The sequence below is a fragment of the Limnohabitans sp. MMS-10A-178 genome (assembly GCF_003063375.1).
In the GTDB taxonomy this organism is placed as follows: Bacteria; Pseudomonadota; Gammaproteobacteria; order Burkholderiales; family Burkholderiaceae_C; genus Limnohabitans_A.
The window spans coordinates 676455-703226 of sequence record NZ_NERY01000001.1 but is presented as its reverse complement, the minus strand read 5'-3'; the positions used below and the strand labels follow the sequence as shown (position 1 = coordinate 703226).

24 protein-coding genes are annotated in these 26772 nt (G+C 52.5%); 5 read left to right on the top strand and 19 right to left on the bottom strand.

Going from position 1 to position 26772, the window contains the following annotated elements:
• Positions 1-106 precede the first annotated feature (106 nt).
• The 13 genes from B9Z32_RS03480 to B9Z32_RS03420 all read right to left on the bottom strand — a co-directional run bounded on the left by B9Z32_RS03480 (position 107) and on the right by B9Z32_RS03420 (position 16443).
• Positions 107-1573, bottom strand: a complete 1467-nt coding sequence (locus tag B9Z32_RS03480; RefSeq protein ID WP_108419963.1) for a glutamate synthase subunit beta — start codon at positions 1571-1573, stop codon at positions 107-109.
• Between the two features lie 38 nt (positions 1574-1611).
• A complete protein-coding gene (locus B9Z32_RS03475; protein WP_108419962.1) occupies positions 1612-6312 on the bottom strand; it encodes a glutamate synthase-related protein in 4701 nt (1566 codons plus the stop codon).
• A 186-nt stretch (positions 6313-6498) separates the two neighbouring features.
• The gene (locus tag B9Z32_RS03470; protein WP_108419961.1) at positions 6499-7191 is read right to left on the bottom strand and encodes a transposase; all 693 of its coding nucleotides are present in this window, start codon (positions 7189-7191) and stop codon (positions 6499-6501) included.
• A 45-nt stretch (positions 7192-7236) separates the two neighbouring features.
• Positions 7237-8106 (bottom strand): SAM-dependent methyltransferase, encoded by an 870-nt coding sequence (locus B9Z32_RS03465; RefSeq protein ID WP_108419960.1) that lies wholly within the window; start codon positions 8104-8106, stop codon positions 7237-7239.
• Complete coding sequence (locus B9Z32_RS03460; protein ID WP_108419959.1) at positions 8093-8692, bottom strand: DUF1415 domain-containing protein; 600 nt, start codon at positions 8690-8692, stop codon at positions 8093-8095. Before B9Z32_RS03460 ends, B9Z32_RS03465 begins: the two co-directional genes overlap by 14 nt.
• Entirely contained in the window at positions 8689-9945 is a 1257-nt protein-coding gene (locus B9Z32_RS03455; RefSeq protein WP_108419958.1) for a CynX/NimT family MFS transporter, read from the bottom strand. Before B9Z32_RS03455 ends, B9Z32_RS03460 begins: the two co-directional genes overlap by 4 nt.
• Positions 9942-11093 (bottom strand): deoxyguanosinetriphosphate triphosphohydrolase, encoded by a 1152-nt coding sequence (locus B9Z32_RS03450; protein WP_108419957.1) that lies wholly within the window; start codon positions 11091-11093, stop codon positions 9942-9944. Before B9Z32_RS03450 ends, B9Z32_RS03455 begins: the two co-directional genes overlap by 4 nt.
• Entirely contained in the window at positions 11074-12186 is a 1113-nt protein-coding gene (gene aroB / locus B9Z32_RS03445) for a 3-dehydroquinate synthase (protein ID WP_108419956.1), read from the bottom strand. Before aroB ends, B9Z32_RS03450 begins: the two co-directional genes overlap by 20 nt.
• Complete coding sequence (locus tag B9Z32_RS03440; protein WP_108419955.1) at positions 12183-12731, bottom strand: shikimate kinase; 549 nt, start codon at positions 12729-12731, stop codon at positions 12183-12185. The genes aroB and B9Z32_RS03440 overlap by 4 nt, the downstream gene beginning before the upstream one ends.
• A gap of 10 nt (positions 12732-12741) precedes the next feature.
• The gene (locus tag B9Z32_RS03435) at positions 12742-14010 is read right to left on the bottom strand and encodes a type IV pilus secretin PilQ (RefSeq protein ID WP_158268169.1); all 1269 of its coding nucleotides are present in this window, start codon (positions 14008-14010) and stop codon (positions 12742-12744) included.
• Between the two features lie 104 nt (positions 14011-14114).
• A complete protein-coding gene (locus B9Z32_RS03430) occupies positions 14115-15164 on the bottom strand; it encodes a hypothetical protein (protein WP_108419953.1) in 1050 nt (349 codons plus the stop codon).
• Positions 15161-15808: a hypothetical protein gene (locus tag B9Z32_RS03425; protein WP_146179447.1), complete on the bottom strand. Its 648-nt coding sequence runs from the start codon at positions 15806-15808 to the stop codon at positions 15161-15163. Before B9Z32_RS03425 ends, B9Z32_RS03430 begins: the two co-directional genes overlap by 4 nt.
• Positions 15802-16443, bottom strand: coding sequence for a hypothetical protein (locus B9Z32_RS03420; protein WP_146179446.1), 642 nt, complete (start codon positions 16441-16443; stop codon positions 15802-15804). The genes B9Z32_RS03425 and B9Z32_RS03420 overlap by 7 nt, the downstream gene beginning before the upstream one ends.
• A 164-nt stretch (positions 16444-16607) precedes the next feature.
• On the opposite strand from B9Z32_RS03420, the gene B9Z32_RS03415 reads away from it, so the two are divergent.
• A complete protein-coding gene (locus tag B9Z32_RS03415) occupies positions 16608-18974 on the top strand; it encodes a penicillin-binding protein 1A (protein WP_108419950.1) in 2367 nt (788 codons plus the stop codon).
• 10 nt (positions 18975-18984) lie between these two features.
• Here the strand turns inward: B9Z32_RS03415 and cyaY are convergent, their stop codons facing one another.
• Positions 18985-19308 carry an iron donor protein CyaY gene (gene cyaY / locus B9Z32_RS03410; protein ID WP_108419949.1) on the bottom strand — a complete coding sequence of 108 codons (324 nt, stop codon included), beginning with the start codon at positions 19306-19308 and terminating at the stop codon, positions 18985-18987.
• Here cyaY and B9Z32_RS14290 point away from each other — a divergent pair.
• Positions 19190-19504 (top strand): lipoprotein, encoded by a 315-nt coding sequence (locus B9Z32_RS14290; RefSeq protein WP_369909404.1) that lies wholly within the window; start codon positions 19190-19192, stop codon positions 19502-19504. The genes cyaY and B9Z32_RS14290 overlap by 119 nt on opposite strands.
• Positions 19501-20778, top strand: coding sequence for a diaminopimelate decarboxylase (gene lysA, locus B9Z32_RS03400; protein ID WP_108419947.1), 1278 nt, complete (start codon positions 19501-19503; stop codon positions 20776-20778). Before B9Z32_RS14290 ends, lysA begins: the two co-directional genes overlap by 4 nt.
• A gap of 18 nt (positions 20779-20796) precedes the next feature.
• Here lysA and B9Z32_RS03395 read toward each other — a convergent pair whose 3' ends face one another.
• The 3 genes from B9Z32_RS03395 to B9Z32_RS03385 all read right to left on the bottom strand — a co-directional run bounded on the left by B9Z32_RS03395 (position 20797) and on the right by B9Z32_RS03385 (position 23154).
• Complete coding sequence (locus B9Z32_RS03395; protein ID WP_108419946.1) at positions 20797-21417, bottom strand: sulfite oxidase heme-binding subunit YedZ; 621 nt, start codon at positions 21415-21417, stop codon at positions 20797-20799.
• Complete coding sequence (gene msrP, locus B9Z32_RS03390) at positions 21417-22415, bottom strand: protein-methionine-sulfoxide reductase catalytic subunit MsrP (protein ID WP_108419945.1); 999 nt, start codon at positions 22413-22415, stop codon at positions 21417-21419. Before msrP ends, B9Z32_RS03395 begins: the two co-directional genes overlap by 1 nt.
• Positions 22416-22569: 154 nt before the next feature.
• Positions 22570-23154: a cytochrome c gene (locus tag B9Z32_RS03385; RefSeq protein ID WP_233248185.1), complete on the bottom strand. Its 585-nt coding sequence runs from the start codon at positions 23152-23154 to the stop codon at positions 22570-22572.
• A 263-nt stretch (positions 23155-23417) separates the two neighbouring features.
• Here B9Z32_RS03385 and yihA point away from each other — a divergent pair, with 263 nt between their 5' ends.
• The gene (gene yihA, locus B9Z32_RS03380) at positions 23418-24056 is read left to right on the top strand and encodes a ribosome biogenesis GTP-binding protein YihA/YsxC (protein ID WP_108420960.1); all 639 of its coding nucleotides are present in this window, start codon (positions 23418-23420) and stop codon (positions 24054-24056) included.
• Positions 24013-24939, top strand: a complete 927-nt coding sequence (locus tag B9Z32_RS03375) for an alpha/beta fold hydrolase (RefSeq protein ID WP_233248043.1) — start codon at positions 24013-24015, stop codon at positions 24937-24939. Before yihA ends, B9Z32_RS03375 begins: the two co-directional genes overlap by 44 nt.
• On the opposite strand, the gene B9Z32_RS03370 is transcribed toward B9Z32_RS03375, so the two are convergent.
• Together B9Z32_RS03370 and B9Z32_RS03365 are read right to left on the bottom strand one after the other, a co-directional pair.
• Positions 24912-25805, bottom strand: coding sequence for a lysophospholipid acyltransferase family protein (locus B9Z32_RS03370; protein WP_255416597.1), 894 nt, complete (start codon positions 25803-25805; stop codon positions 24912-24914). The genes B9Z32_RS03375 and B9Z32_RS03370 overlap by 28 nt on opposite strands.
• Positions 25802-26644, bottom strand: a complete 843-nt coding sequence (locus B9Z32_RS03365; protein WP_108419941.1) for a lysophospholipid acyltransferase family protein — start codon at positions 26642-26644, stop codon at positions 25802-25804. The genes B9Z32_RS03370 and B9Z32_RS03365 overlap by 4 nt, the downstream gene beginning before the upstream one ends.
• Positions 26645-26772: the final 128 nt, after the last annotated feature.

Sequence of the window (26772 nt, the reverse complement as noted above, 5' to 3'; positions counted from 1 at the left end):
TGAAAGAACAAAAGCCGGGGTCGCCGGCTTTAGTAGGATAGGGCGTTCAGGTTAAGTTTGCGTGAAGCGTTTGGCGTTTCAGTCACTTAGCCTGTCTGCAGTCATTTTAACGGGGTAAGTCGCTGGTTCCCATTAAGAACTCATCAATTGAACGGGCAGCTTGTCGACCTTCGCGTATAGCCCACACCACCAAGGACTGGCCGCGGCGCATGTCGCCAGCGGCAAACACCTTGGGCACGTTGGTGGCATAGCCGCCCGTGAAGTCGGTGGTGGCTTTGGCGTTGCCGCGGTTGTCTTTGTCCACGCCAAAGGCATCCAAAATGGTGGCCACGGGGTTTACAAAGCCCATGGCCAAGAACACCATGTCGGCAGGGTAAGTTTTTTCGGTACCTGGCACATTGACCAATTTGCCGTCTTTGAATTCGACTTCAACGGTTTTGAGACCGGTCACCTTGCCTTTTTCGCCAATGAATTCTTGGGTAGAAACGGCAAATTCGCGGGTGCAACCTTCTTCGTGGCTAGAGCTGGTGCGCAGCTTCAAGGGCCAGTAAGGCCATGTCAAAGGACGGTTTTCCTCTTCGGGCGGCTGAGGCATCACTTCAAACTGCGTCACGCTTTTGGCGCCGTGGCGGTTGGAGGTGCCCACGCAATCGCTGCCAGTGTCGCCACCACCAATCACAATGACGTGTTTGCCGTCAGCGCGCAATTGGTCTTGGAGCTGGTCGCCGGCGTTCACTTTGTTTTGCTGTGGCAAAAATTCCATGGCGAAGTGAATGCCAGCCAAATCTCGGCCAGGCACGTTCAAATCGCGTGACTGCTCTGAGCCACCGGTCAGCAGCACGGCATCAAAGTCTTTCTGAAGTTGCTCGGGGCTGATGGTTTCTTGCGACCAGTTGGTCACTTTGGAACCTGCAGGCAGACTGCCCACCATGACGCCTGTTTTGATAGTCACGCCTTCAGCGACCAACTGCTCAGTACGGCGGTCAATGTGCGATTTTTCCATTTTGAAATCGGGAATGCCGTAGCGCAGCAAGCCACCAATTCGGTCGTTCTTTTCAAACAGGGTTACGTCGTGACCCACACGTGCCAATTGCTGAGCAGCGGCCATACCGGCAGGGCCTGAGCCCACCACCGCTACTTTTTTGCCAGTTTTGTGCTCGGCGGGACGAGGCTTGACCCAACCCTCTTGCCAAGCACGGTCAATGATGGCGTGCTCAATCGACTTGATGCCCACGGCATCGTCGGCCACGTTCAATGTACAAGCGGCTTCACATGGAGCGGGGCAAATACGGCCCGTGAACTCTGGGAAGTTGTTGGTGCTGTGCAGCACGTCAATGGCGTTTTTCCAATCGCCTTGAAATACCAAGTCGTTGAAGTCGGGAATGATGTTGTTGACAGGGCAGCCGCTGTTGCAAAACGGTGTGCCGCAGTCCATGCAGCGAGCGCTTTGCGCTTTGGCTTGCGCGTCGTCCAAACCGATGACGAATTCTTTGTAATTTTTGACGCGTTCTTCGACGGGTTTGTAGCCCTCTTCAACCCGCTCAAATTCCATGAAACCAGTGATTTTCCCCATGATCAATCCTTGTTATTTCTTTGTACTTATTTGGCAAATTAGCTAGCAGCAATTGTGTCGGTGGACTTTGCGGCTGCTTTGCGAGCGTTGATTTCACCCAAAGCGCGCTTGTACTCGTTGGGGAATACTTTCACGAACTTCAAACGAGCTTGCGCCCAGTTGTCTAGCAACTCACGTGCCCGCTGGCTACCAGTCCACTTGTGGTGGTCTTCCAGCAGTTTTCTCAACTGTGTTTCATCGGCTTGATCGCGGTGCCACACTTTGCGGTCCACTGCGGCTTCTTGCTCGGCCACACTGAGTACTTTTTCCATGCTGACCATGGCGGTGTTGCAGCGAGATGCAAACTGTCCGTCTTCGTCGTACACATAGGCAATGCCACCGCTCATACCGGCCGCAAAGTTGCGACCTGTTTTACCCAGCACCGCCACGGTACCGCCGGTCATGTATTCACAACCGTGGTCGCCTGTGCCTTCCACCACTGCGGTGGCGCCCGACAAACGAACTGCAAAACGCTCGCCGCCCACACCTGCGAAGAAAGCTTCGCCTGTGGTGGCACCGTACATCACAGTGTTGCCCACAATGATGTTTTGGCTGGCCACACCGCGGAACTCAAGACTAGGACGAACCACAATGCGACCGCCCGACAAACCTTTGCCGGTGTAATCGTTGGCTTCACCAATGAGGTACAAGGTAATGCCCTTGGCCACAAACGCGCCAAAGGATTGACCGCCCGTACCTTCCAATTGAATGCGAATGGTGTCGTCTGGCAAACCTTCTGGGTGCACTTTGGTGACGGCACCTGAGAGCATGGCGCCCACAGAACGATTCACGTTGCGCGCCACCTCCATGAACTGCACTTTCTCACCTTTGTCGATGGCGGCGCGGCTCTTGGCAATGAGGATGTTGTCCAAAGCTTTGTCCAAACCGTGGTCTTGCACATCGATGTGGCGACGGGGCACGTCGGCGGGTACATCGGGCACAGCCAACAAACGGCTGAAATCGAGACCACTTGATTTCCAGTGCTCGATGCCTTTGCGGGTGTCGAGCAAATCGGCACGGCCCACCATGTCGTCAAACTTCTTGATGCCCAACTGCGCCATGATTTGACGCACTTCTTCGGCAATGAAGAAGAAATAATTCACAACGTGTTCTGGCTTGCCAGAAAACTTTTTACGCAGTGTAGGATCTTGCGTGGCCACGCCCACTGGGCAAGTATTCAGGTGGCACTTGCGCATCATGATGCAGCCTTCCACCACCAGCGGTGCAGTGGCGAAACCAAATTCGTCTGCGCCCAGCAACGCGCCAACGGCCACGTCTCGGCCGGTCTTCATCTGGCCGTCAGCTTGCACACGGATGCGGCCGCGCAAGCGGTTGAGCACCAAGGTTTGCTGTGTTTCAGCCAAACCAATTTCCCAAGGACTGCCAGCGTGCTTGATGGAAGACCAAGGTGATGCACCAGTACCGCCGTCGTGGCCGGCAATCACCAAGTGATCGCTCTTGCACTTTGCAACGCCTGCCGCAATGGTGCCCACGCCAATTTCAGACACCAACTTGACGCTGATGTCGCTGTGCGGCGCCACGTTTTTCAAGTCGTGAATGAGTTGAGCCAAATCTTCGATGGAGTAGATGTCGTGGTGTGGCGGTGGAGAAATCAAACCCACGCCAGGCACTGAGTGACGCAGCTTGCCGATGTAGTCGGACACCTTGCCACCTGGCAATTGGCCGCCTTCACCGGGCTTGGCGCCTTGCGCCATCTTGATCTGAATTTGATCGGCGCTGTGCAAATATTCGGCTGTCACACCAAAGCGGCCAGAAGCCACTTGCTTGATCTTGGAGCGGAGTGAATCGCCATCCTCCAAAGGCATGTCAACTTCCACTTCTTTGGCGCCAATGACGCTCTTCAAAGTCTCGCCCTTTTTGATCGGGATGCCTTTGAGTTCGTTGCGATAACGCGCAGAGTCTTCACCGCCTTCACCGGTGTTGCTCTTGCCGCCGATGCGGTTCATGGCAACGGCCAATGTGGCGTGTGCTTCTGTGGAGATGGAGCCCAAAGACATGGCGCCAGTGGCGAAGCGCTTGACGATTTCGCTGGCGGGCTCTACTTCATCAATTGAAATGGCTTTAGCAGGATCGATCTTGAATTCGAACAAACCACGCAATGTCATTTGTCGCTTGGTTTGGTCGTTGATGATCTGTGCGTATTCTTTGTACGTGCTCCAGTTGTTGGCACGGGTGCTGTGCTGCAACTTGGCAATGGCATCGGGTGTCCACATGTGTTCTTCACCGCGAGCACGCCATGCGTATTCACCGCCCGCATCGAGCATTGTGGCCAACACGGGGTCGTTGCCAAAAGCGGCTTTGTGCATGCGCAATGCTTCTTCGGCAATTTCAAAAATACCAATACCTTGCACACGGCTAGGCGTGCCAGTGAAGTACTTGTTCACGGTTTCGGTGTTGACGCCAATGGCTTCAAACAACTGCGCACCGCAATACGACATGTAGGTGCTGACGCCCATCTTGGACATGATCTTGGACAAGCCTTTACCCACCGCTTTGATGTAGTTGTAGATGGCTTTGTCAGCCGACAAATCACCAGGCAACTCTTTGTGCAAAGCCTGCAATGTTTCCATGGCCAAGTAGGGGTGAACGGCCTCAGCACCGTAACCTGCCAACACGGCAAAGTGATGCACTTCGCGGGCGGTGCCGGTTTCAACCACCAAGCCTGCAGTGGTACGCAAGCCTTCGCGCACCAAGTGTTGGTGAATAGCAGACAGCGCCAACAAAGCTGGAATGGCCACTTGTGTGGGCGACACACCGCGGTCGCTGATGATCAAAATGTTGTTGCCGCCTTTGATGGCGTCTACGGCTTCAGCGCAGAGTGATGCCAACTTGGCTTCAACGCCTTCACGGCCCCATGCTGCGGGGTAAGTGATGTCTAAAGTAGCGCTCTTGAACTTGCCTTGTGTGGACTGTTCAATGTTGCGCAACTTGGCCATGTCTGCAAAGTCCAGCACAGGCTGGCTTACTTCCAAGCGCATGGGTGGGTTGACTTGGTTGATGTCTAGCAAATTAGGCTTGGGGCCCACAAATGACACCAAGGACATCACGATGGCTTCGCGAATGGGGTCGATCGGTGGGTTGGTGACCTGCGCGAACAACTGTTTGAAGTAGTTGTAAAGCGGTTTGTTTCGGTCTGACAAAACAGCCAAGGGGCTGTCGTTGCCCATGGAGCCCAAGGCTTCTTCACCGGCTTGAGCCATAGGAGCCAACAAGAACTTGATGTCTTCTTGGGTGGTGCCAAAGGCTTGCTGCAAATCGAGCAAAGACTCTTTCGACGCAGGCGCGTTGGAGGTGGTGGCTTTGACGTCATCTAGCTTGATGCGCAAGTTTTCAATCCACTGTTTGTAGGGCTTGCTGCTGGCCAAGTTCGACTTGAGTTCTTCGTCGTCGATCATGCGGCCTTGTTCCAAATCGATCAGGAACATCTTGCCGGGTTGCAAGCGCCACTTGCGAACAATTTTGCTTTCTGGAATGGGCAATACACCGGTTTCAGAACCCATGATGACCATGTCGTCGTCGGTGATGCAATAGCGTGAAGGACGCAAACCGTTGCGGTCTAAGGTGGCGCCAATTTGACGGCCATCGGTAAACACAATGGAAGCGGGGCCGTCCCATGGCTCGAGCATGGCGGCGTGATATTCATAGAAGGCCTTGCGGCGCTCGTCCATGGTGTTGTGGTTTTCCCATGGCTCGGGAATCATCATCATCACAGCTTGGCTGATGGGGTAACCGGCCATGGTGAGCAACTCTAAGCAGTTGTCGAAAGTGGCTGTATCGGATTGACCAGCAAAGCTGATGGGGTAGAGCTTTTGCAGGTCGTTGCCCAGCACGGGTGAAGACATCACGCCTTCGCGCGCCTTCATCCAGTTGTAGTTGCCCTTGACGGTGTTGATCTCACCGTTGTGCGCCACATAGCGGTAAGGGTGAGCCAGGGGCCACTCTGGGAAGGTGTTGGTGGAGAAGCGTTGGTGCACCAAGCCCAATGCAGATACGCAGCGCTCATCTTCCAAATCACGGAAGTAGGTACCAACTTGATCGGCCAAAAGCAAGCCTTTGTACACCACTGTACGGCTAGACATGCTGGGGATGTAGTACTCGTTGCTGTGCTTCAGCTTGAGGTTTTGAATGGCGGCACTGGCTGTTTTACGAATGACGTACAGCTTGCGCTCTAGGGCGTCTTGCACAATCACATCGGCACCACGGCCAATGAAAATCTGTTTCAGAACAGGTTCTTTTTCGCGCACGGTGGGCGACATGGGCATGTCACGGTTCACCGGCACATCGCGCCAGCCCAACAACACCTGACCTTCGGCCTTCACAGCACGCTCAAGCTCTTGTTCGCAAGCCATGCGCGAGGCATGTTCTTTCGGCAAGAACACCATGCCCACACCGTACTCGCCTTGCGCAGGCAAAGTGACGCCTTGCTTGGCCATTTCATTTCTGTAGAGCGCATCGGGCAACTGAATCAAGATACCCGCGCCGTCGCCCATCAATTTATCGGCACCCACCGCACCCCGGTGATCCAAGTTTTCAAGAATCTTGAGTGCTTGCGTGACGATGGCATGCGTTTTTGCGCCTTTGATGTGAGCCACAAAACCCACACCACAAGCGTCGTGCTCTTGAGTTGGGTCATACAGACCGGTTTGTTGCAAAGCTAATTTTTCGGCAGCCGAAGTCATGGCGCACTCCTAAAGATATTTCGCGGGAAAGAGAGCATATTGCATTGCAACAAAAATGCCAAGTAAATTAATTGGGGTCAGATCAACATTAATTTCCTCTTTTTCCAAATTTTAATTAATTGGGGACAGATCAAAATTGAATTAAAAAGAATTAAATAAGGTCAATTTTTTGACCTTCTCATGACTTTAAAGTGGTTTTTTAAATGGCCTGCCAGCCTTTTTCGGCAGGATGGGGCGCTGGGTTGTCTTCTGCAAAGACTTCAAAAATTCGGGTCGCCCCACAACCCGGCTTTTCAAAACTGACTCCGTGAGGTCTTTTTCAATGGAAGCAGAAAGGCCGCCCGCCACAAACTCTGCATAAGCAGCCTCCCTCGAAAAAGGCGTATTGCCCAAGCCCCAATAATGTGCATGAGGCGTCACCAATTTGTCGATTTTTTGACCAATCAGGTGCTTATAACTAGACCAGTTGAAATCTTCGGCCGACTCGGCCACGCCTGCCCTCACGGGGTTTAAATCGATGTAAGCCATGCACGTCAAAAGATAGGCTTCTGAGTCAATCACTGACGATTTGTAGCGCCCTTCCCACAAAGTGCCGCTGCGGGAGTGGCGATTGTTGAAGTAGCGCACATAACTTCTGCCCACCGACTGCATCATCAAAGACATGGCCTCATCACTTGGCGGCGTGAGCAACATGTGAAAGTGATTGTCGAGAAGCACATAGGCGTTAACCGCTACTTTGTGGCGCTGCGACTCTTCTAGCCACAAGCTGTAAAGCATCTTGCGATCGGCCTCGTCCAGCACGATGGGCTGGCGGTTGTTCCCCCGCTGAATGACGTGATGCGGGTAACCAGGAAGGGCTAAACGAGGATGACGGGCCATGCGTGAATGCTAACCCGAAAGAAATTAATGTTGATCTGACCCCAATTAAGGGTAACGCGATGCAAGGGATTCGGTGAGGCCGAATTCGGTCAGGAGGGATTGGAGGCGTTGGGCGGCGTCGGGTTTGGGGCGGCCGGAGTAGCGGGCCAGGATGAGTTCGTTTTTCATGCTGTGCTCCCAGCCCACCAGTTCGGTAACCGTGACGGTGTAGCCTTTGGATTCAAGGTAAAGGCAGCGCAGGACGTTGGTGAGTTGGCTGCCAATTTCGCGGGTGTGCAAGGGGTGGCGCCAGAGTTCGGCCAAAGGGGTGCGCGACAAGTTCAAGGCTTTGTTTTGGCGCAGCTTAGAGGCTACTTCGGCTTGGCAACAGGGCACCAAGACCATGGCGCGAGCTTTTTTCAGCAAACCAAAGGCAATGGCGTCGTCGGTGGCTGTGTCGCAAGCATGCAATGCGGTGACTACATCAATTTGCGCAGGCATGAGATCGGACTGCGAAGACTCGGCCACCGAGGTGTTCAAAAAGACCATGCGCTTGAAGTCCAAACGCTGGGCCAATGCGCGCGAGGCCTCAACCAATTCGGCACGAGTTTCGATGCCGTAAATGTGACCTTGCGGCAAAGCCTTGAAAAACAAGTCGTAAACGATGAAACCCAAATAAGACTTGCCGGCGCCATGATCGGCCAAGGTCAGGCCTAGGGCGTCTGAAGCCGAAGTCTCCTCCGCCAACTCTTTCAAAATCTTTTCAATGAACTGAAAAAGATGCAAGACCTGCTTGAGTTTTCGGCGCGAGTCTTGGTTCAGTTTGCCTTCGCGGGTAAGGATGTGCAATTCTTTCAGCAACTCAATCGATTGCCCCGGGCGCAGATCGAGGTCTAAAGGCTTGGCCGAATCAGACTTGGTGTTATTTTTTTTCATCGGTGTCATTCTGAGGCCATGTAGGCCCCACATTCAAGTCTTGCCAGCCCTGCAAACCCAATTGGTTCATGGTGGCCATATTGGCTTCAAAAATATCTTCTGCGTCAGGAAATGCAGCCACTGCGCGGTCAATGCTGGCTTCGCGAATCAGGTGCAAGGTAGGGTACGGCGAGCGATTGGTGAAGTTGGTGATGTCATCTTCATCGGTTCCAGCAAATTGGTATTGCGGATGAAAACTGGCTATTTGAATTTCGCCTTCCAGATCCAGTGCCAGCAAACAATCATCGGCCACATTCAAAAAATCGTTGTAGTCGACAAAATCTTGCAACAAATTTTGAATGATCAGCAAAGTGGTGTCTCGCTCAGCAGGCTCATGCGCCACAAGGTCTTTCAGCGCTTGTAGCAAATCATCACGCAAAGCTTCCAAGTTGCTGGCCTGACTGACGGTGCAATGCACTTGTCCTTTCACATAAACCGCTTTGGCAAACGGGCACAAGTTCAAGCCAATGACTGCGCGTTCTAACCAACGCAAGGTGTCTTGCACCATTCGATTTTGAAGCGACCCATCTGTTGCGGCAGTTGTCATGAAACCTCTCTTTGCTGACTCAAGGTGCGTGCAATTAGCACAGACAGCACGCCCCCAACCACACAGCACAAGCCAGTGGCCAACCAAGTCCACTGCCAACCACCCACTTGCGAAGCCAACCAAGCCACCAAGGGTGGTCCTGCAAACTGACCTGCTGCAGAGCCTTGTTGCATCCAGCCTACTGTGGTGGACACATTGCGTTCATGGGGTGCCAAACGCACAGCCAAAGAAAACAAAGTGCCTGGCACCAAGCCACCACAAGCAGAGAACAAAAGCACACCGGCGTAACGCAACCACGGCCAACTTTGAGTGAATTCAGAAAAAGCCAACAAAGCGCCAAAGCTCATTGCCAAAAATCCGCAGGCCAGCAACACGCTGGGATGAATACCCCTTTGCAACAAACGGCCAGAAGCCATGTTGCCCGACATGTTGACGGCAGCGGCCACAGCGGTAAGCAAACCCAAGGTAAGGCCGGACAAACCCGCTTGGGTGTAGATGGAAGGCAAAAATCCCACCACAGCCAGCCACTGGCCTGAGTACATGGCGAAGCAAAGAGCCACCCACCAAGGTCCTGGCGCAGAAAGTGTTTCGCGCAATCGCTGTGGCCACGCAACGGCTTTGCCAGCCTGTGTTTGAACGGGCGCATCAATTGGTTCGGCAACGGATGACAGCACATCGGCAGGCACGACACGCCAGAAAACGAAAGCAATCACCCACGTTAAAACTGCAAACAAAATCCACCAACTGCGCCATCCCCATTCGGGCAGCCACAGAGGCCCAAGCAACAAAGTGAGCGCCGTGCCTGCGGGCATGTAAGCACCCCAATAGCCCAGCAGCTTTCGCATGTGCTGTTCGCTGACCAATTTGCGAATGAGTCCAGGCGCTGGCAAGGTGACCCACAAAAATCCAACCCCTTCAAGGGCCCGCCAAACCATCAGGCTGAAAACACTGTCGGCTGTGGCGCCCATGACACTGGCAAAGCCCAAAACCAAAAGGCCTGCCAACATGCTTCGCTTCAAACCCAAGCCATCGGCTGACAAGCCAACTGCCAGTGCCAATGTCATGCCGGCCAATTGAACCAATGAGAGCAAGAAGCCTGACTGCATCAAACTCAAGCCCAATGTTTGACTTAACTCAGGCAAGGCCGGCGGCAGTTTTCCAATTTGCAAAGCGGCCACCACGCCAGAAAAAATGACGCCGTAAGCAGCCCCTAGAGACGCTGGCTTTGAGGGCGCCGAACTTGCGCTTGTCATACAAGCAATCGACGGCCCGTTAAGCGCTCATGCTCGCGGGCAGCAAAGCGATCGGTCATGCCCGCAATGTAGTCAGCCACTGCACGAGGTGTTTCTTCACGCGCCGCAAAATCAGACGACATCTCTTTCGGACTGCTGAGATAAGCGTCAAACAACTCGCGCACCATCAATTGCGCATGGATGGTTTTTTCCATCACCTGTGGGTGCCGATAAAGGTGTTTGAAAAGAAACGATTTCATGGCCTGAACTTGCTCTGCCATAGCCTCACCAAAAGCCACGATAGCGCCCGCCCGTCTGGCCTCATCGGCGCTTTGTGGCGCGTTCAATTTCAAATGTGCACGCGTGGTGTCAATCACGTCATAGACTTGATCACTGAGCATGCGGCGGATGGTTTCATACAAGAGGCGCCTGGATTTTGATGGCACTGCCAAACCTGGATGCTGCTGCAAGGTCAATCTTTGATAGTTGGCAAACAAAGGCACTTCGGCCATTTGCGACATGGTGAGCAAGCCAGAACGCACGCCGTCGTCAATGTCGTGGGCATTGTAGGCAATGGCATCGGCCAAATTGCACAGTTGGGCTTCTAAGCTGGGCTGTGTGCCTGCTAAAAATCGTGATGCTACACCCCCAGGTTCTTGCGCTTCAATCAAAAGTGCATTGCGCCTTGCACAGTGCTTCAGAATGCCTTCGCGCGTTTCAAAGGTGAGGTTGAGTCCGTCAAAGTCGGGGTAGCGTTCTTCCAAATGATCGACCACACGCAAACTTTGCAAATTGTGCTCAAAGCCGCCAAACGCTTGCATGCATTCATTCAGGGTGTCTTGCCCAGCATGGCCAAAGGGGGTGTGCCCTAAATCATGGGCCAGCGCTACCGCCTCAACCAAATCTTCATTCAAACCCAAGGCGCGGGCAATCGAGCGGCCCAGTTGAGCGACTTCCAGAGAATGCGTCAATCGGGTCCGAAACAAATCGCCTTCATGGTTGAGGAAGACCTGCGTTTTGTAAACCAGACGCCGAAAAGCTGTGGAGTGAACGATGCGATCACGATCTCTTTGAAAGTCATTGCGGGTTGGCGCTGGCACTTCGGCATGCCGCCTACCGCGCGAGTGCTCAGCATGACAAGCGTAGATTTCAAGCACAGCAACGATCAATCACAGCCCGCACCATGGCTTCTGGCGCCGCACTGACGCGGGCTTTGCCTGGTCCTTCGATCAAGACAAACTGAATGTCACCGGCCACTGATTTTTTGTCATGCAGCATGAGCGCCAAATACTGGCCCGCGTTGTCTTGGGCATTCAACACAGGGCCTTTGATGGGCAAACCTGCGCGCTCAATAAGTGCTGTCAAGCGCTTGACAAATGCAGCATCGATCAATCCCAATTCGGCCGACAAATTTGCTGCCATGACCATGCCACAAGCAACCGCTTCGCCGTGCAGCCATTCCCCATAACCCAGACCCGCCTCAATGGCGTGCCCAAAGGTATGGCCAAAATTCAAGATAGCGCGCAAGCCCGCCTCGCGTTCATCTTGACCCACCACATAGGCCTTGATTTCACAACTGCGCTTCACGGCATGCGCCATGGCCTGCGTCTGACATGCTTTTAAGGCATCGATGTTGGCTTCAATCCAATCAAAAAATGGCATGTCTGAGATGGGGCCATATTTGATAATTTCAGCCAAGCCCGCGCTGAGCTCACGTGCAGGCAAGGTTTTCAAAACGTTCAAGTCGCAGACCACTCGCTGGGGCTGATAAAAGGCCCCAATCATGTTCTTGCCCATGGGGTGATTGATGGCTGTTTTACCGCCCACTGATGAATCGACTTGCGCCAACAAAGTGGTGGGCACTTGCACAAAGGGCACACCTCGCATGAAACTGGCCGCGGCAAAGCCTGTCATGTCACCCACCACACCGCCGCCAAGGGCAAACAAAACAGTTTTCCGATCACAAGCTCGGCTGAGCAAGCTGTCAAACACAAGGTTCAGCGTGAGCCAATCTTTGTACACCTCGCCGTCTGGCAATTGAATGCTGTGAATACTCTTGTAGTGCACCGACAATGCTTGACGCAAAGCCGCCTCATAAAGAGGTGAAACTGTGGTGTTGGTCACAATCAGAGCCGCAGCAGCTTTGGGCAACTGTCCGTAAGTGCCTGCTTCACCGAGCAAGTTTTCACCAATCAGGATGTCATAACTTCTGTCTGCCAAATCTATTCGGACAGTTTCAGTGGGCGTGTGCAAAGCGTTCATGGTCGGCTTGAATGATGGTGTGAGTTGTGCGTGTCAAAACCATCAAGTGACAACTCTGCAATGATGGCGTTGAGCAATTTGCTGATGCTGGGACGTCCTGTGTCAAACACATGATGCGCTGTCTCACGATAGAGGGGATCGCGAACACTGAATAAATCTCTCAATTTTTCTTGAGGGTCCTTGACTTGAAGCAGCGGTCTTTGCACATCATGCCTCAGCCTTCTAAAAACTTCTTCCGGCGTAGATCGCAAATAAACCACCTTGCCCCGAGCGTGCAAGTGTTGACGATTGAGAGGCCGCAAGACCGCACCACCACCCGTTGATAAAACGCCGTGATGGTGCTTGCTTAAGTCGTCAATGACGTTTTGTTCAATGTCGCGAAAACGCTCTTCACCTTCACGATCGAAGAACTCCCGAATCGAACAACCCAAACGCTGCTCGATGACGGTGTCAGAATCTAAAAAAGGCAAGCCGAGACGACGCCCCATCTGTCTGCCGATGGTCGTTTTGCCAGATCCAGGAAGGCCAACAAAAATTATGAGCAAAAGTAGAAATTCAAGGAACGATTGATTCTCCAAGTGTATTCGAGGGCGGTAGGCTTTGGTTTTCGGCCAGCACCCTGGGGGTCACAAAAATCAACATTTCAGTTTTGCGCTGAGTGGCTTGTTGGGTTTTAAACAGCCACCCCACCAATGGCAATGCACCCAAGCCAGGCAATTGGGCCTTATCGTCCTTGTCGGCGGCTTCCAAAATGCCGCCAATGACCACCGTGCCGCCGTTGTCCACCAAAACCTGAGTTTTGACATGTTTGGTGTTGATGGCAAACCCGGCCGCGGTAATTTGTCCCACACTGTCTTTGGAGATGTCCAACTCCAACACGACAGCGCCTTCAGGGGTAATTTGTGGCGTGACTTCCAACTTCAAGTTGGCTTTGCGAAATGCCACAGATGCTGCACCATTGCCGTTGTTCACTTGATAAGGCAGTTCTGTGCCCTGCTCAATCAAGGCTTTGGTTTGATCGGTGGTGATCACTCGCGGACTGGCCACCACTTTGCCTCTGCCGTCAGCTTCAAGCGCCGATATTTCGAGGTTCAAAAATTGATGGGCGCCTGCGTTGAACAAAGACACAGCAAAGCTAGGGGCGGGATAGACGGCTTGGCCGGCTGAACCTGCTGGCAAATTTAACCAATAAGCGGGCTGAACGCCGCCCACACCGCCTTGAACTTGCCCACTGATGGCTACATTGACTGGCTTGGCATTGGCAGAAAAAGGCGCTGCAAAAGGCGCGGCAAAGGCACCACCCAATCGCACACCCAAGGATTGACCAAATTGAGACTCTGCTTCCACAATTTTGGCTTCGATCATCACTTGCCGTACTGGAATATCGAGCCGTTGAATGACCTCTTGAAGTTGTTTCAAGTAAGCAGGCGTGTCTAAAAAGAACAATTGATTGGTTCTAGGATCGGCCATCACCGAGCCACGCGCACTCAACCATTTGTGAGCGCCAGCAGCGGCGCCGCCACTGGAAACTTGCAAGCGTTGGGTCACATCAAGTGCTTTGGCGTATTTCAAAGGGATCACAAGCGTTTTTAATTGTTCAGGCGCCTCCGTTTTGGGTCCAATCCACAAGACACCCGCTTGTTGGGTTGCTACCAAATTCTTGGACTGAACCACCACGGCCAAGGCTTCTCGCCAAGTCATGTCTGCCAAGTGCAAACTGACAGGTCCAGACACCCCCTCGGCAACGATTAAATTTTGCTTGCCAATTTCAGCCAAGGATTGAAGCAATGCCTTCACTTCCATGTTTTGGAAACGCCATTTCAACTTTTGATCTGCTTCAAGTGCGCTGAGTGGCAATAGGCAGACAACTTGAAGGCATGCCCCAATCAAGCAGCGCTTCGTGCGTGAGCCTGAACAATTAAAACCGCTCATGGCTGCACCTTGTCCCATGCCAGCAAAGTAAGCGGTAGGCTCAGCTCAGTTCCTGTTGCCCCCTCCAACCAAAGCCCCTGACTATCCAAAGAAAGGACAAGGCGGTTTTCAAGGCCAAGGTATTGGCCAGGCCGAACCGCTTGAATTTGTCGGCCCAACTGCAGCAGTGTCCAAGTCCAGTCTTTGTTTGAGGGATCTGCTGACTGCGCCGCTCCCACAAGACGCATTTGACTCAGAGACTGGTCTGGCCACAAGTGGCTTTTCTGAAGGCTGATGTTGTTGGTGTTGTTGGTGTTGTTGAGCTTTTGCTTGAGGTTGACCTTGGCGTCAGCAGCGCTGCGACCCCTTGCTTGCAATTCAACGCCCGTGTCGGTGAAAGCATCTTCTGCATCCCACAACAAGTGCAATTGCCCTTCAAACAAGAAATTGCCATCTGGCAAGCGACGCCAAGTGAGTGCAGTCCAATTGCCATTTTGAAACAACTGATTCAATGCTTTCCAGAAGGACGCTGTAGCCAGTTCTGAACCCTTCACAATGAAGTTCAAGGTACCAGCTTCATAGCCATGTTCATTGGGCAAAGGGGCCAAGGCCATTTGTTCAATGCGCAAGTTTTGATATTGGGCCATCCTTTGCAATCGATCAATCAACTGGCTGCGCATTGCAGAGTTTGGCCAAGCCAATATCAAGTCATCCAAGGCCAATTGGTATTCCAGATGTGTCGCTTTTCTTTTTTCATTGGCCAAAGCCAAAGCTTCTAACTTGATTTGCTGCAAAGCTTCAATGTTTTGCAATGTGGTCTGCTCACCTTGCCACTGCTTCATCGCAACACGATGGGAATCAATCCAGCCAGCGCCACTGAGCAGCTGCCAAGCCATGCCGAACAACAACATGCTCAAACTGCCAACCAATATGGCGCGCCACCCTCTTGCTTGGGCAGTCGCAAACAATTTACCGTTGCGCCAGCGCAGGCTGGCTGCCGGCCATTTGAGCGATGCAACTTCCACACAAGTGTTCAAGCGCTTGTCAAACCATGTCTTGACTGTCATGGGGCAGACTTGGTGGTGGGCGTGCTTGAAGCACTTGTGGCTTGCCCCCAAATATGCGCCTTCAAGATATAGGCCACCTGACTCTGCCCGTTGGGGGGTGCTTGTGTTGCCCCCTGTGTTGCACCTTGTATTGCGGAGCGGTGAGTTTGGACCACTTGGGGCGCTGTTTTCCAACGATCAAACCCATTCAGTTCGTTCAACAGGGCCTGCCAATCTGCTGCAGATTGGCTGAGTGCTTCAAATTCAAGTCTGCCGTTTTGCCAGATCAAGCTATTCAAGCTGTACAAACTTTGTGAAAGAGCTGCCTGACCCGATGGACTCAGAACATTTTTCAACAGAATGTGCTGCACATCAGTGAAATTTTCTCGCTCTATTTGTCGGTGCGAAAGATACATCACACGCGCTTTCAAGTCTGCCAATTCAAGTTGAGAAATAGCCGTCTCGGATTCCTGCACGGGCTTGGCATCCTGCGAACTCTTGGCTGTTAGCGAATGATTCATCAGCGTGGTCATCTCACGCTCCGCTTCTTTTTCCAAGTAAAAAATAGTGCCTGACATCAGAATTGCTCCCATGCACAATGCGCTAGCCATGTCGATCCAGGTCTGACGCCATTCGGACCTTGATGAATGAATCAAATTCAACATAGATCGCTTCCTTTGCACAACTCGAAGTACCCATGAGCCAACTCACCAGGGTATGGCAATCTGAAAGCATGGGCGATGGTTTCAAACTGCAAGCCCCAAGATGCACACAAGGCTTCACTTTGAGACGAAGAAGTAAAGACCTCCAATTGAAAATTCAATGCGCTGAGTTGAGCCCGATAGGGCTGTACCAATTTTTGAAGGCAAGCCAAATACTTTGCGACCCAATGGCCTTGCGCGCTTAATTGAACTTCAAAGTCCATGTGCAACTGAGCCACCGGTACTTGCAGCTGGCTTGCGGCTTCTAAGCAACATTCAGCAGCAATGTCATCGGGTCGCCAATGGGCTGCGCACTGCAACTCTCTTTCCAAAAATTCAGTGGGCTCAAGCATCAGTGCCATGGGTATGCGCCTTGAGGGATTCTTTAGATCAAGCCAATTTTCAAAACAATCGGCGCGCAATTGCACCAAGAGATCTGACAGGTTTTCAGCCCTTCGAAACAGTGTTTGATGACCCCGAGTGGCAATGGCAGCCCAGGTTTTGACAGTGCTTGGCTGTATTCCTGCTGGTACTGCAGACACAGCGCTTACAACAAACCGCAAAGGCGAGGCAGACCAAAGTGTGGGGGTGGGCAGCACAGATAAACTTTCAAGGTATGGAAACAGTGCCTTGATTGAACACAAGATTTCGATTTGAAAGGACTACAATCCCACACAATTGAGTTGCTTTGTGCAACCTTCAAAATCTGCCTTCTGCCCAGCAGTTTTTTATAATGCGGTCAGCGGTTTTTTCCGCTTTATCCATGTCCAAAAAATCCAACGCAAACTCACCTCAACAGCCAGATCTGATTGAATCACCCCGATTGCATTGGGCGCTGCGTGCTTGTCTTTGGGCAGGGGGTCTGGTGTTTGCGGGATTGATGTCAATCTTGATGGTGGTGGGCGTGGCCATGGTCATGGCATACCCCCAACTTCCAGACATCTCTGATTTGGCCGATTACCGCCCTAAGCTTCCACTGCGCGTATACACCGCTGACGGCGTTTTGATGGGCGAGTTTGGAGAAGAACGGCGCAATCTCACACCCATCAAAGAAATTCCTCAAGTGATGAAAGACGCCGTGCTTTCCATTGAAGATGCCCGTTTTTACCAACATGGCGGCCTCGACTATTTGGGCCTCATGAGGGCTGGTATTGCCAACTTGAGCAAGCGCAAGAGCCAAGGCGCATCCACCATCACCATGCAAGTTGCGCGCAACGTTTACTTGTCGACCGAAAAAACATACACCCGCAAAATTTATGAAATTTTGCTCACCTTCAAACTCGAACATTTGCTCACCAAAGATCAAATTCTTGAGATTTACATGAATCAAATTTTCTTGGGCAACAGAGCCTATGGATTTGCTTCTGCAGCCGAAACCTATTTTGGCAAACCGCTCAAAGACATCAGCATTGCAGAAGCTGCCATGTTGGCTGGCTTGCCCAAAGCACCCTCCGCATACAACCCTATCAGCAATCCCAAACGGGCTCGCTCACGGCAGTTGTACATCATTGAGCGAATGGAAGAAAACGGCTTCATCACAGCCAAGCAAGCCACCGAAGCCAAGGCTGAGCCACTGCGCATTCGACCCAACAGCGACAAGGGCCGAATTCATGCGGAATACGTGGCTGAAACAGTGCGTCAAATGATGTTTGCACAGTATGGCCAAGAGACTTACACGCGCGGCCTGAACGTTTACACCACCCTGCAATCGACCGAACAAATTGCTGCCTATCAAGCTTTGCGTCAAGGCATCATGGACTTTGAGCGCCGTCAGGTGTATCGAGGTCCCGAAAAATTCATCGTGCTACCAGCTTCACCCAAAGAAACGGAAGACGCCATTGACGATGTGCTGGAAGACCATCCCGACAACGGCGATGTGATGTCAGCGGTAGTCTTGGAAGTTGGCCCCAAGAAAATTGTGGCTGTCAGACAAAACGGAGAGCAGCTCGAAATCACGGGCGATGGCCTCAAGCCTGCCCAGTCTGGCCTTTCCGACAAGGCGGGCCCTAACATCCGAATCAAACGCGGCGCAGTGATTCGGGTGGTTCAAACGCCCAAAGGAACTTGGGAAATTACACAATTGCCGGAAGTTGAAGGTGCATTCGTGGCCATCAATCCGAGAGATGGCTCAGTCAGAGCGCTGGTGGGTGGATTTGATTTTGCCAAGAACAAATTCAACCATGTGATTCAAGCTTGGCGTCAACCTGGCTCTAGCTTCAAGCCGTTCATCTACTCGGCTGCCTTGGAAAAGGGCTTTACCCCAGCCACCATAGTGAACGATGGGCCGCTGTTTTTTGACGCCGGCGTCACAGGCGGTCAAGCTTGGGAACCCAAAAACTACGACGGAACATTTGAAGGCCCGATGAGCGTTCGCAGAGGCCTGGCCAAGTCAAAGAACATGGTTTCCATTCGCATCTTGCAGTCTGTGGGCACCCGAAATGCCCAAGAATGGGTCACCAAATTTGGCTTTGACGAGGACAAACACCCTGCCTACCTCACCATGGCTCTTGGCGCAGGCTCAGTAACGCCCATGCAAATGGCCACCGGCTACTCGGTCTTTGCCAATGGCGGCATGCGCGTGCAACCTCACGTGATCACACGCGTGACAGACCAAAAAGGCAAAGTTTTGGTGGACAGTCCGGCACAACCCGTCGATGAAGCCGATCGCGCCATTTCGCCTCGCAACGCATTTGTGATGACCAGTTTGCTGCAAGAGGTCACACGTTCTGGCACGGCGGCCAAAGCCCGCGTTGCTCTGAAGCGTGACGATATTTACGGCAAAACCGGTACCACCAACGACTCGATGGATGCTTGGTTTGCAGGCTACCACCGTAATTTGGCAGCCGTGGTTTGGATTGGCTACGACACACCTCGCAAGCTGGGCGATCGTGAAACAGGCGGCGGCTTGAGCTTGCCCGTCTGGATCAGCTTCATGGAAACTGCCCTTAAAAACATGCCTGTGATGGATGCCATCGCGCCTGAAGGCGTGGTCTATGTCAACGGTGAGTGGTACTTTGACGAATATGCCAGTGGCGGCGGTGTAACCAGCCTAGGCTTGGGCAACGAAAAGGGGGGCAGCCTGCCAGAACCTGACGAGAAAAAACGAATTCTCGATCTGTTCAGAAATTGAGTTGCGCTTCCTAGAATTGAAGCTTGACGCCCGACTGTGCCGTGCCAAAGCGGGAGAGGTTTTCAAAAAACTCACCCTCACCCTTGGTGTCCTGCCAGGCACCGTCTTTGAATTTGTAATGGTAGCCCCCTGACTTGGCGGCCAGCCACACTTCATGCAAGGGTTTTTGCAAATTCACAATGATCTGGCTCCGATTGCTGAAGGTGATGGTAATCATGCCGCCCACCCTTTGGTTGTCGATGTCGGCATCGGTTTCATCGTTAATTCGATCGCAACTGGTTTCGATCCGCGACAAAAGACGTTCAGCAGTATCCAGAAATTCAAGGTCGGTCATTACAATCCGTGTCATGTTCAAAGTATTGAGAATTTTAGTCCTTGCCCAAACCCTTGGCGTTTGTGCGGTGGCTTTGACGGCATGTGGTCAAAAAGGGTCCTTGGTGCATCCCCAAGATCCCTTGTCTGCTGATCGCGCTACTTTGCTGCAAACTTTAATCCCAGCTCCCCCGAATAAGCCTGCCCCCAAACCATGAACGCCAACACCCTTCCTGGACAGCCCCACATTGCTTACCAAGCCAACACCTTGTGCATGGAGGATGTGAAGCTGGCCGATGTGGCAGCCCAATATGGCACGCCTGTTTTTGCATACTCAAAGGCCGCCATGCTGTCTGCCTTGGCGGCTTACCAGCGTGGCTTTGCAGGACGCAAGGTTCAAATTTGCTACGCCATGAAGGCCAACTCCAATTTGGCTGTGCTGCAAGTCTTTGCCAAAGCTGGATGTGGTTTTGACATTGTGTCGGGAGGAGAATTGGCGCGCGTTTTGGCAGCCGGCGGCACACCCGACAAAATCATTTTTTCAGGGGTAGGCAAAACACGCGCCGAAATGCAACAAGCCCTCGAGCTTGGGATTGGTTGCTTCAATGTGGAAAGTGAAGCCGAACTTGAAGTGCTCAACGATGTCGCCTTGAAGCTTGGCAAAAAAGCCCCCGTCAGTTTGCGCGTGAACCCCAACGTAGACCCCAAGACTCACCCTTACATTTCAACAGGCCTCAAAGGCAATAAGTTTGGTGTTGCGCACGAAAGCGCTGTGCAAACTTACCTGCGTGCAGCCGCCTTACCAGGCTTGGCTGTGGTGGGCATTGATTGCCACATTGGCTCGCAAATTACCGAGGCCACTCCTTACTTGGATGCCATGGATCGAATTCTCGATTTGGTGACCGACATTGAAGCGGCAGGTGTACCCATTCACCACATCGATTTTGGTGGCGGTTTGGGTATTGACTACAACGGCGACACGCCGCCTGCCGCCGACACCTTGTGGCAACAATTGCTGGCCAAATTGGATGCTCGCGGCTATGGCCATCGTCAGCTCATGATTGAGCCAGGCCGCTCCTTGGTGGGCAACGCGGGCGTGTGCTTGTCAGAGGTGGTGTTTATGAAGCCTGGTGAGCAAAAGAATTTTTGCATCATTGATGCAGCCATGAACGATTTGCCTCGCCCTGCCATGTACCAAGCCTTTCACCAAATTGTGCCCCTTACGCCCCGCGCGGGTGCCACAACCCTGGTGGATGTGGTGGGCCCCGTGTGTGAAAGCGGCGATTGGATAGGCCGAGATCGCCAACTCAATGTGCAAGCAGGCGACACCTTGGCTGTTTTGTCCGCCGGTGCTTATTGCATGAGCATGGCCAGCAACTACAACACCCGTGGACGAGCCGCAGAAGTTTTAATCGATGGCCATCAAGTTCACTTAATTCGCCATCGCGAAACTGCGGCCGATACTTTTGTTGGCGAGCACTTGGTGCCCTGAATAAAAACCAATTTGGTTTTAAGACTGAGTTTTTTCGCGTCTGGTTTGCAGCGCGTGCCAAACTCGCCATACCAGCAAAGCGCTCAGTATGGCGCCATAAACAATCACCTCATCGTAGTTTCTTTTGCCTGAGCGCATCCAAAAGAAATGCAACATGGCCAAAGCTGCAATGGCATAGACACAGCGGTGCAAGATTCGCCAACGCACCACACCCATCTTTTTGATAACCCGATTGGAAGATGTTGCGGCCAGCAAGCTCAGCAACACAGCTGCAGCAAAACCCACAGCAATGAAAGGCCGCTGGACGATGTCGGCCCAGATGTCATTCCACGCCAATCCCATGTCAAACAGGCTGTAGCACACGGCATGCAGGAGCGCGTAGAAGAAAGTCAACAAGCCCAAGCTGCGCCGAAACAGAAGCCATTCCGGCATTTTCAAGGTCACGCGCAATGGCGTGATCAGCAGCGTGATGCACAAAAATCGCAAGGCCCATTCGCCGGTGGAGCGAATTAAATATTCGGCAGGGTTAGGGCCCAATTGATCGAGAAATGCCGCTGCAAAAAGCCAAATAAAAGGCAAGAGCGATACCACCACCAAGCTCTGCTTGACGAAGGGTTTGCGCAGCACATCTCGCAGCATCAAAAGTTCTTGACCAAATCCATGCCTGCGTAAAGTGAGGCCACCTGCGCTTCATAGCCATTGAACATGAGTGTCTTGCGCTTTTTCTCAAACAAGCCCCCTTCGCCAATGCGACGCTCCATGGCTTGACTCCAACGGGGATGATCCACCAATGGATTGACGTTGGAATAAAAACCATATTCTTGCGGTGCTGCTTTGGCCCATGACACCATGGGTTGTTTTTCTACGAAGCGAATTTTCACAATGCTTTTGCCGCTTTTGAAGCCGTACTTCCATGGCACCACCAAACGAACAGGTGCGCCATTTTGTTTGGGCATCACTTCACCGTACATGCCAAAACTCAGCAAGGTCAAAGGGTGCATGGCTTCATCCATTCGCAAGCCTTCTGTGAAGGGCCAATCGATGTAGCCACTGCGCAGGCCGGGCATGGTTTGAGGATCGACCTGGGTTACAAATTCAACAAACTTAGCGCTGGGCAAAGGCTCTACGCGCTTGATCAAATCGGACAAAGAGTAACCAATCCATGGAATGACCATCGACCAACCTTCCACGCATCGCAAGCGGTAAATACGCTCTTGCATCGCGCCCCATTTCATGACGTCTTCCAAATTGAAACGGGTGGGTTTTTTCACCAAGCCTTCCACTTCAATCGACCAGGGTGTCGTTTTCAAAGTGTGGGCATAGCGCGCCGGATCTGTTTTATCGAGCCCAAATTCGTAGAAGTTGTTGTAGCTTGTGGCGTCTTTGTAAGAGGTCACTTTCTCAACGGTCATGGCGCCTTGAACGCCAGACTGGGTTGCAGGCAGTGCTGGCAATTTGACTGCAGCAGAACTGCCTTGTGCAAAGGCCTCTCGTTGCGCCCAAGAGCCCATGCCCAAGGCCGCTGCGCCTGCAGACCATTGGCGGAGCAACTGACGCCGGTTGGCATACACCTCTGGCGAAGTGATTTCGCTGCTAAAGGGGTGAATGAATCCATCTTGTTGGGTGCGAATCAGCATGGCTAACTTTCAAAGTAGATGAAGCATTGGAAAACTTCAGCCATAACCCCGTATTGGCAAGGGTTAAAACGGCAAAGACAGGCCAAAAATGAGCCAAAAAAATGGGCCGAAAAGGCCCATTTGGTGCAAAAGAGCGTTGGCTCTTTGCCTGCTTTTAGCGCAAACCAGCAATGTAGTCGGCAACAGCCTTGATTTCACGGTCGTTCAATTTGGCGGCCACTTGGGTCATTTGCAAATTGTTTTTGCGAATGCCATCACGGAACTGTGTGAGTTGGCTGATGGTGTAGTCGGCGTGTTGCCCAGACAAGCGAGGGTATTGAGAAGGCATGCCTGCACCATTGGGGCTGTGGCAACCTGCGCAGGCGGCAATTTGACGATCGGCAATGCCACCGCGGTAAATCTTTTCACCCAAAGCAACGGTCTCTTTTTCTTTGGCAAATCCGGGCTTGGCTGGTTTGCTGGCCAAGAAATAAGCCACATTGCGCATGTCGGCGTCGCTCAATTGAGAGGCAAAGCCCATCATGACAGCGTTGGCACGTTTGCCTGATTTGTACTCTTGCAACTGCTTGATGATGTATTCAGGGTGCTGCTGCGCCAACTTGGGGTTGACGGGGGTGGTTGAGTTGCCATCTGCCATGTGGCAAGCAGCGCAAACGCCGCCCACAATGGCTTCACCTTTGGCCAAATCTGGCTTTTCAGCCTTGGGGGCTGGTGTAGCTGCCAAAACAGAGCCTGCCATCAGTGTTGAAGTGAGGGCGGCGAGGAAAAATTGAGTCATTGACTTCATGGTCGACATCCGAAATAGTGGGCGCAAAAACCATGTGATTCTACAATGCCTGCTAGCGCCATTTCTGGCGCACCTCAAGTTTGACCCGAATGGCCACCAAAAATAGTCCCGCCAAAGCCTTAAAAGCAAAGCCTACAGCTCCTGCGAAAACCAGGAAGACACCTGCCGGAGCAGGGCCATTGCCTGAAATGACGGAAGCCAAGGCCATTACCCCCATGGGCTGGATGCACACCGCTCGTTTTTTGACCACCGCGGCCGAGTTGTTTCACCTGCCTGCCTTGGATGTGCCAGAAATTGCTTTTGTGGGCCGTTCCAACGCTGGTAAATCCACCTGCATCAACACCCTCACCCAGCAAAAACAGCTGGCTTTTGCCTCCAAAAAGCCAGGACGCACACAGCACATCAACTTGTTTGCCTTGGGCAAACAAGGGGTGACAGATGCCGTTTTGGCCGATTTGCCGGGGTATGGTTATGCAGCCGTTCCCAAACAAGACAAATTGCGCTGGCAAAAAGTCATGGCCAATTACTTGGTCACACGCGAAAACCTCAAAGGCATTGTGTTGTTGTGCGATCCCCGCTTGGGCATGACCGAACTCGACGAGGTGCTGCTAGAGGTTATTCGCCCCAGGGTTGAAGAGGGTCTGAACTTTTTGGTGCTGCTCACCAAGGCAGACAAACTGACCCGCGCTGAAGGCACCAAAGCCTTGTCCATTGCCAAATTGCAAGCGGGGGGCGGGCAAGCCAAGCTTTTCTCGGCATTGAAGAAACAAGGCGTTGAAGACTTGGCCCAATTGATGTGGGATTGGACCCATGAAGAGGCTGACACGCAAGAAGCGAGCGACACGCATGGTTGAAACTTGGCAACAGGCATTGCCCCACGGTATTCAATTGAGTTGCCGTGCCGCAGGGCCCAAAGGCGCACCCGTATTGATGTTCTTGCACGGCTTTCCTGAAGCGGCTTTTGTGTGGGACGACATGCTGCTGCATTTTTCCAAACCCGAAAACGGCGGCTACCGATGTGTCGCACCCAATTTGCGGGGCTACGAAAAGTCAAGCCACCCCACAGAGGTGTCTGCCTACCGTGCCAAATTTTTGGTGCAAGACATTGCCGCCCTGATTCAAATTGAATCCGGCACTTCCCCTTTGAATGCTTTGATAGCTCACGACTGGGGAGGTGGCGTGGCATGGAACCTGGCCAATCAAATGCCGGATGTCATGCGCAAACTCGTCATCATCAACTCGCCACACCCTGGTACTTTTTTGCGTGATTTGAAAGACAACTCAGCGCAAATTGCTGCCAGCGCGTACATGAATTATTTTTGCGAGCCGCAAGCAGCGCAAGAGCTCTCTGCCAATGAATTTGAAAAGCTTTTTGCATTCTTTGAAAAAGGCCCTCAACCCATTTGGCTCACACCCGAAGTGAAGGCAAAGTACAAAGCCGCGTGGTCACATGGTTTGCAAGGTGGTCTCAATTTTTATGTGGCATCCCCACTCAAACCCAACCAAGCCGGCCAACAAGATCTGCAAAATTTGACTTTGCCAGACAACATGTTGCGTATCTCTATCCCAACTTTGTTGCTATGGGGCATGCAAGATGTGGCGCTGCTGCCCAGTTTGAATGAAGGCTTGGATGCCTATATTCCCAAGCTCACTTATGTTCCCATTGCCAATGCCACGCACTGGGTGGTGCACGAACAACCTGAACGTGTTCAGCGCGAGATCACAGCGTTTTTGTAAACCGACTTCTCGCCCTCGGGGCGGGTTTTAAAGCGCTTGTGCACCCAATAATACTGAGAGGGCGAACGGCGAATGGATTTCTCGATTACCTCGTTCATCCGAATCGTGTCGGCCTTTAAATCTTCGCTTGGAAATTCGCTCCAAGCTTCTCCAACTTCTATTTCATAGCCCTCAGGCGTCATGCGCGTTACCAGCGTCAGGACTTGCGCACGACCCAGTCGCGCAAATCTTGGCAAGGATGGCACTGTTGCCGCATTCACGCCCATGAATGGCACAAAAATAGACTCTTCGGGACCAAAATCCATATCGGGTGACAAGTGCAGCATCTCTCCCTGCCGCAAGCCACTCATGATTTGCTTCACACCTTCTCGACGGAAATAAGGCTTCACATTGCCGGTGCGTTGGCGTCCTTCAGTCACCCATTCATCCATCACTTTGTTGTGTTGCGGCACAAAAATAAAGGCCACTGGTTTGTTGGCTCTTAAAGTAAGCGCCATGCCACCCGCATCGAGCCCAACAAAATGGGGGGCCAAAATAATCTTCGTGCCGTAAGCATCCAATTGAGAAAATGCAGCAGCGGTCCCAACCCATTTCAAACGCGATTCAAGCAACTGCAAAGGCGCATGCCAAAGCCATGATCGGTCTAGCAATGATTGCGCGAACTGCACAAAATGAGCGCGCGTGAGTTGCTCGATTTCTCGATTTGATTTTTCTGCAAAGCACAGTGTTAAGTTGGTCTGCACGATGTGTCTTCGGTTGCTTAAAAAAGCCCACAATAGCAAGCCCAAACCATGACCCAACACCCGAATACCTTTTAAGGGCATGCGAGACAGCCAACGCATCAAACCGACAAACAAATATTTCACCCGGTGGACTCCTGGCGCGGCTGTTTGTAGCGGGCATAACCCCACAGGTACTGGTCAGGGCGCGTCAAAATCAAGCGCTCCATGGCTTGGTTGATTTGCAAAACCAGCAAATCGACATCGGCTTTTTCTGGGGTGTTGAGTTCACTGGCATGAATGCGATAGCCTTGCCCCCAAGGCAGACGCTCACCCCAAATGACCATGAGTTTTGCGCCCGTTTGCAAAGCCAGTCTGGCCGCCAATGTCATGGTGTAGGCCGGCTTGCCAAAAAATGGCGTCCACTGCCCCATGCCTTCGGGCGGGACCTGATCGGGCAGCAGGCCCACCGCCCGACCCGCACGCAGCGCTTTGATCATTTGCCGAACACCTGCCAATGTGGTGGGCACTGTATCCAAGCCGGGCCTTGCACGCGTGGCCTCCATCACTTGACCCAAACCTTCCTTGCGTGAGGGTCGATAGAGCACCGTCAAGGGCCCAAACTTGGCACTGAACGAGGCCGTCAGTGCTTGAGCGGTCACTTCAAAGCAACCCAAGTGTGGCGTTAAAAACAAGACGCCATGTCCTGCGGCATAGGCTGATTCAACACAGTCCAGAGAGCCCTCCGTCCAAACCATGGCTGGGCTTTTGCCCATCCACAAACGCGGCAGTTCGGTGGACATGGAACCCGCCTGGCCGATGGCGCCTCGCACTTGGGAAAATTGCAAACCTGCCGTTTTGACATTGGCAGAAAACCGTTGGCGGTACGTGGGCGAAAACAGCCAAGCCAACCAACCAACAGACTGGCCGATGGCATGCAAAGCCCACAAAGGCCAATGGGAAAAAAATCGAAACCAGAGAATCATTTTAAATTTGGTAAACTTCTTGGGTCGCTGAGTTAACTAGAGCAACTTGCAGGGCGACACACACAGTCGGAACAGCATGCACCGCATGCCTCAGATTGTGCCTTGTCTTCGGACAAATCTGCTAAAGC

Coding starts and splice junctions, on each gene's coding strand:
- aroB (WP_108419956.1), bottom strand. CDS start 12,186: ATGAACGCTTTGCACACGCCCACTGAAACTGTCCGAATAGATTTGGCA.
- yihA (WP_108420960.1), top strand. CDS start 23,418: ATGGGCTGGATGCACACCGCTCGTTTTTTGACCACCGCGGCCGAGTTG.
- B9Z32_RS03415 (WP_108419950.1), top strand. CDS start 16,608: ATGTCCAAAAAATCCAACGCAAACTCACCTCAACAGCCAGATCTGATT.
- B9Z32_RS03455 (WP_108419958.1), bottom strand. CDS start 9,945: ATGACAAGCGCAAGTTCGGCGCCCTCAAAGCCAGCGTCTCTAGGGGCT.
- B9Z32_RS03460 (WP_108419959.1), bottom strand. CDS start 8,692: ATGACAACTGCCGCAACAGATGGGTCGCTTCAAAATCGAATGGTGCAA.
- B9Z32_RS03465 (WP_108419960.1), bottom strand. CDS start 8,106: ATGAAAAAAAATAACACCAAGTCTGATTCGGCCAAGCCTTTAGACCTC.
- B9Z32_RS03475 (WP_108419962.1), bottom strand. CDS start 6,312: ATGACTTCGGCTGCCGAAAAATTAGCTTTGCAACAAACCGGTCTGTAT.
- B9Z32_RS03385 (WP_233248185.1), bottom strand. CDS start 23,154: ATGGCAGGCTCTGTTTTGGCAGCTACACCAGCCCCCAAGGCTGAAAAG.
- msrP (WP_108419945.1), bottom strand. CDS start 22,415: ATGCTGATTCGCACCCAACAAGATGGATTCATTCACCCCTTTAGCAGC.
- B9Z32_RS14290 (WP_369909404.1), top strand. CDS start 19,190: ATGCCGCCCACCCTTTGGTTGTCGATGTCGGCATCGGTTTCATCGTTA.
- lysA (WP_108419947.1), top strand. CDS start 19,501: ATGAACGCCAACACCCTTCCTGGACAGCCCCACATTGCTTACCAAGCC.
- B9Z32_RS03470 (WP_108419961.1), bottom strand. CDS start 7,191: ATGGCCCGTCATCCTCGTTTAGCCCTTCCTGGTTACCCGCATCACGTC.
- B9Z32_RS03365 (WP_108419941.1), bottom strand. CDS start 26,644: ATGATTCTCTGGTTTCGATTTTTTTCCCATTGGCCTTTGTGGGCTTTG.
- B9Z32_RS03480 (WP_108419963.1), bottom strand. CDS start 1,573: ATGGGGAAAATCACTGGTTTCATGGAATTTGAGCGGGTTGAAGAGGGC.
- cyaY (WP_108419949.1), bottom strand. CDS start 19,308: ATGACCGACCTTGAATTTCTGGATACTGCTGAACGTCTTTTGTCGCGG.
- B9Z32_RS03375 (WP_233248043.1), top strand. CDS start 24,013: ATGAAGAGGCTGACACGCAAGAAGCGAGCGACACGCATGGTTGAAACT.
- B9Z32_RS03395 (WP_108419946.1), bottom strand. CDS start 21,417: ATGCTGCGAGATGTGCTGCGCAAACCCTTCGTCAAGCAGAGCTTGGTG.
- B9Z32_RS03430 (WP_108419953.1), bottom strand. CDS start 15,164: ATGACAGTCAAGACATGGTTTGACAAGCGCTTGAACACTTGTGTGGAA.
- B9Z32_RS03425 (WP_146179447.1), bottom strand. CDS start 15,808: ATGTTGAATTTGATTCATTCATCAAGGTCCGAATGGCGTCAGACCTGG.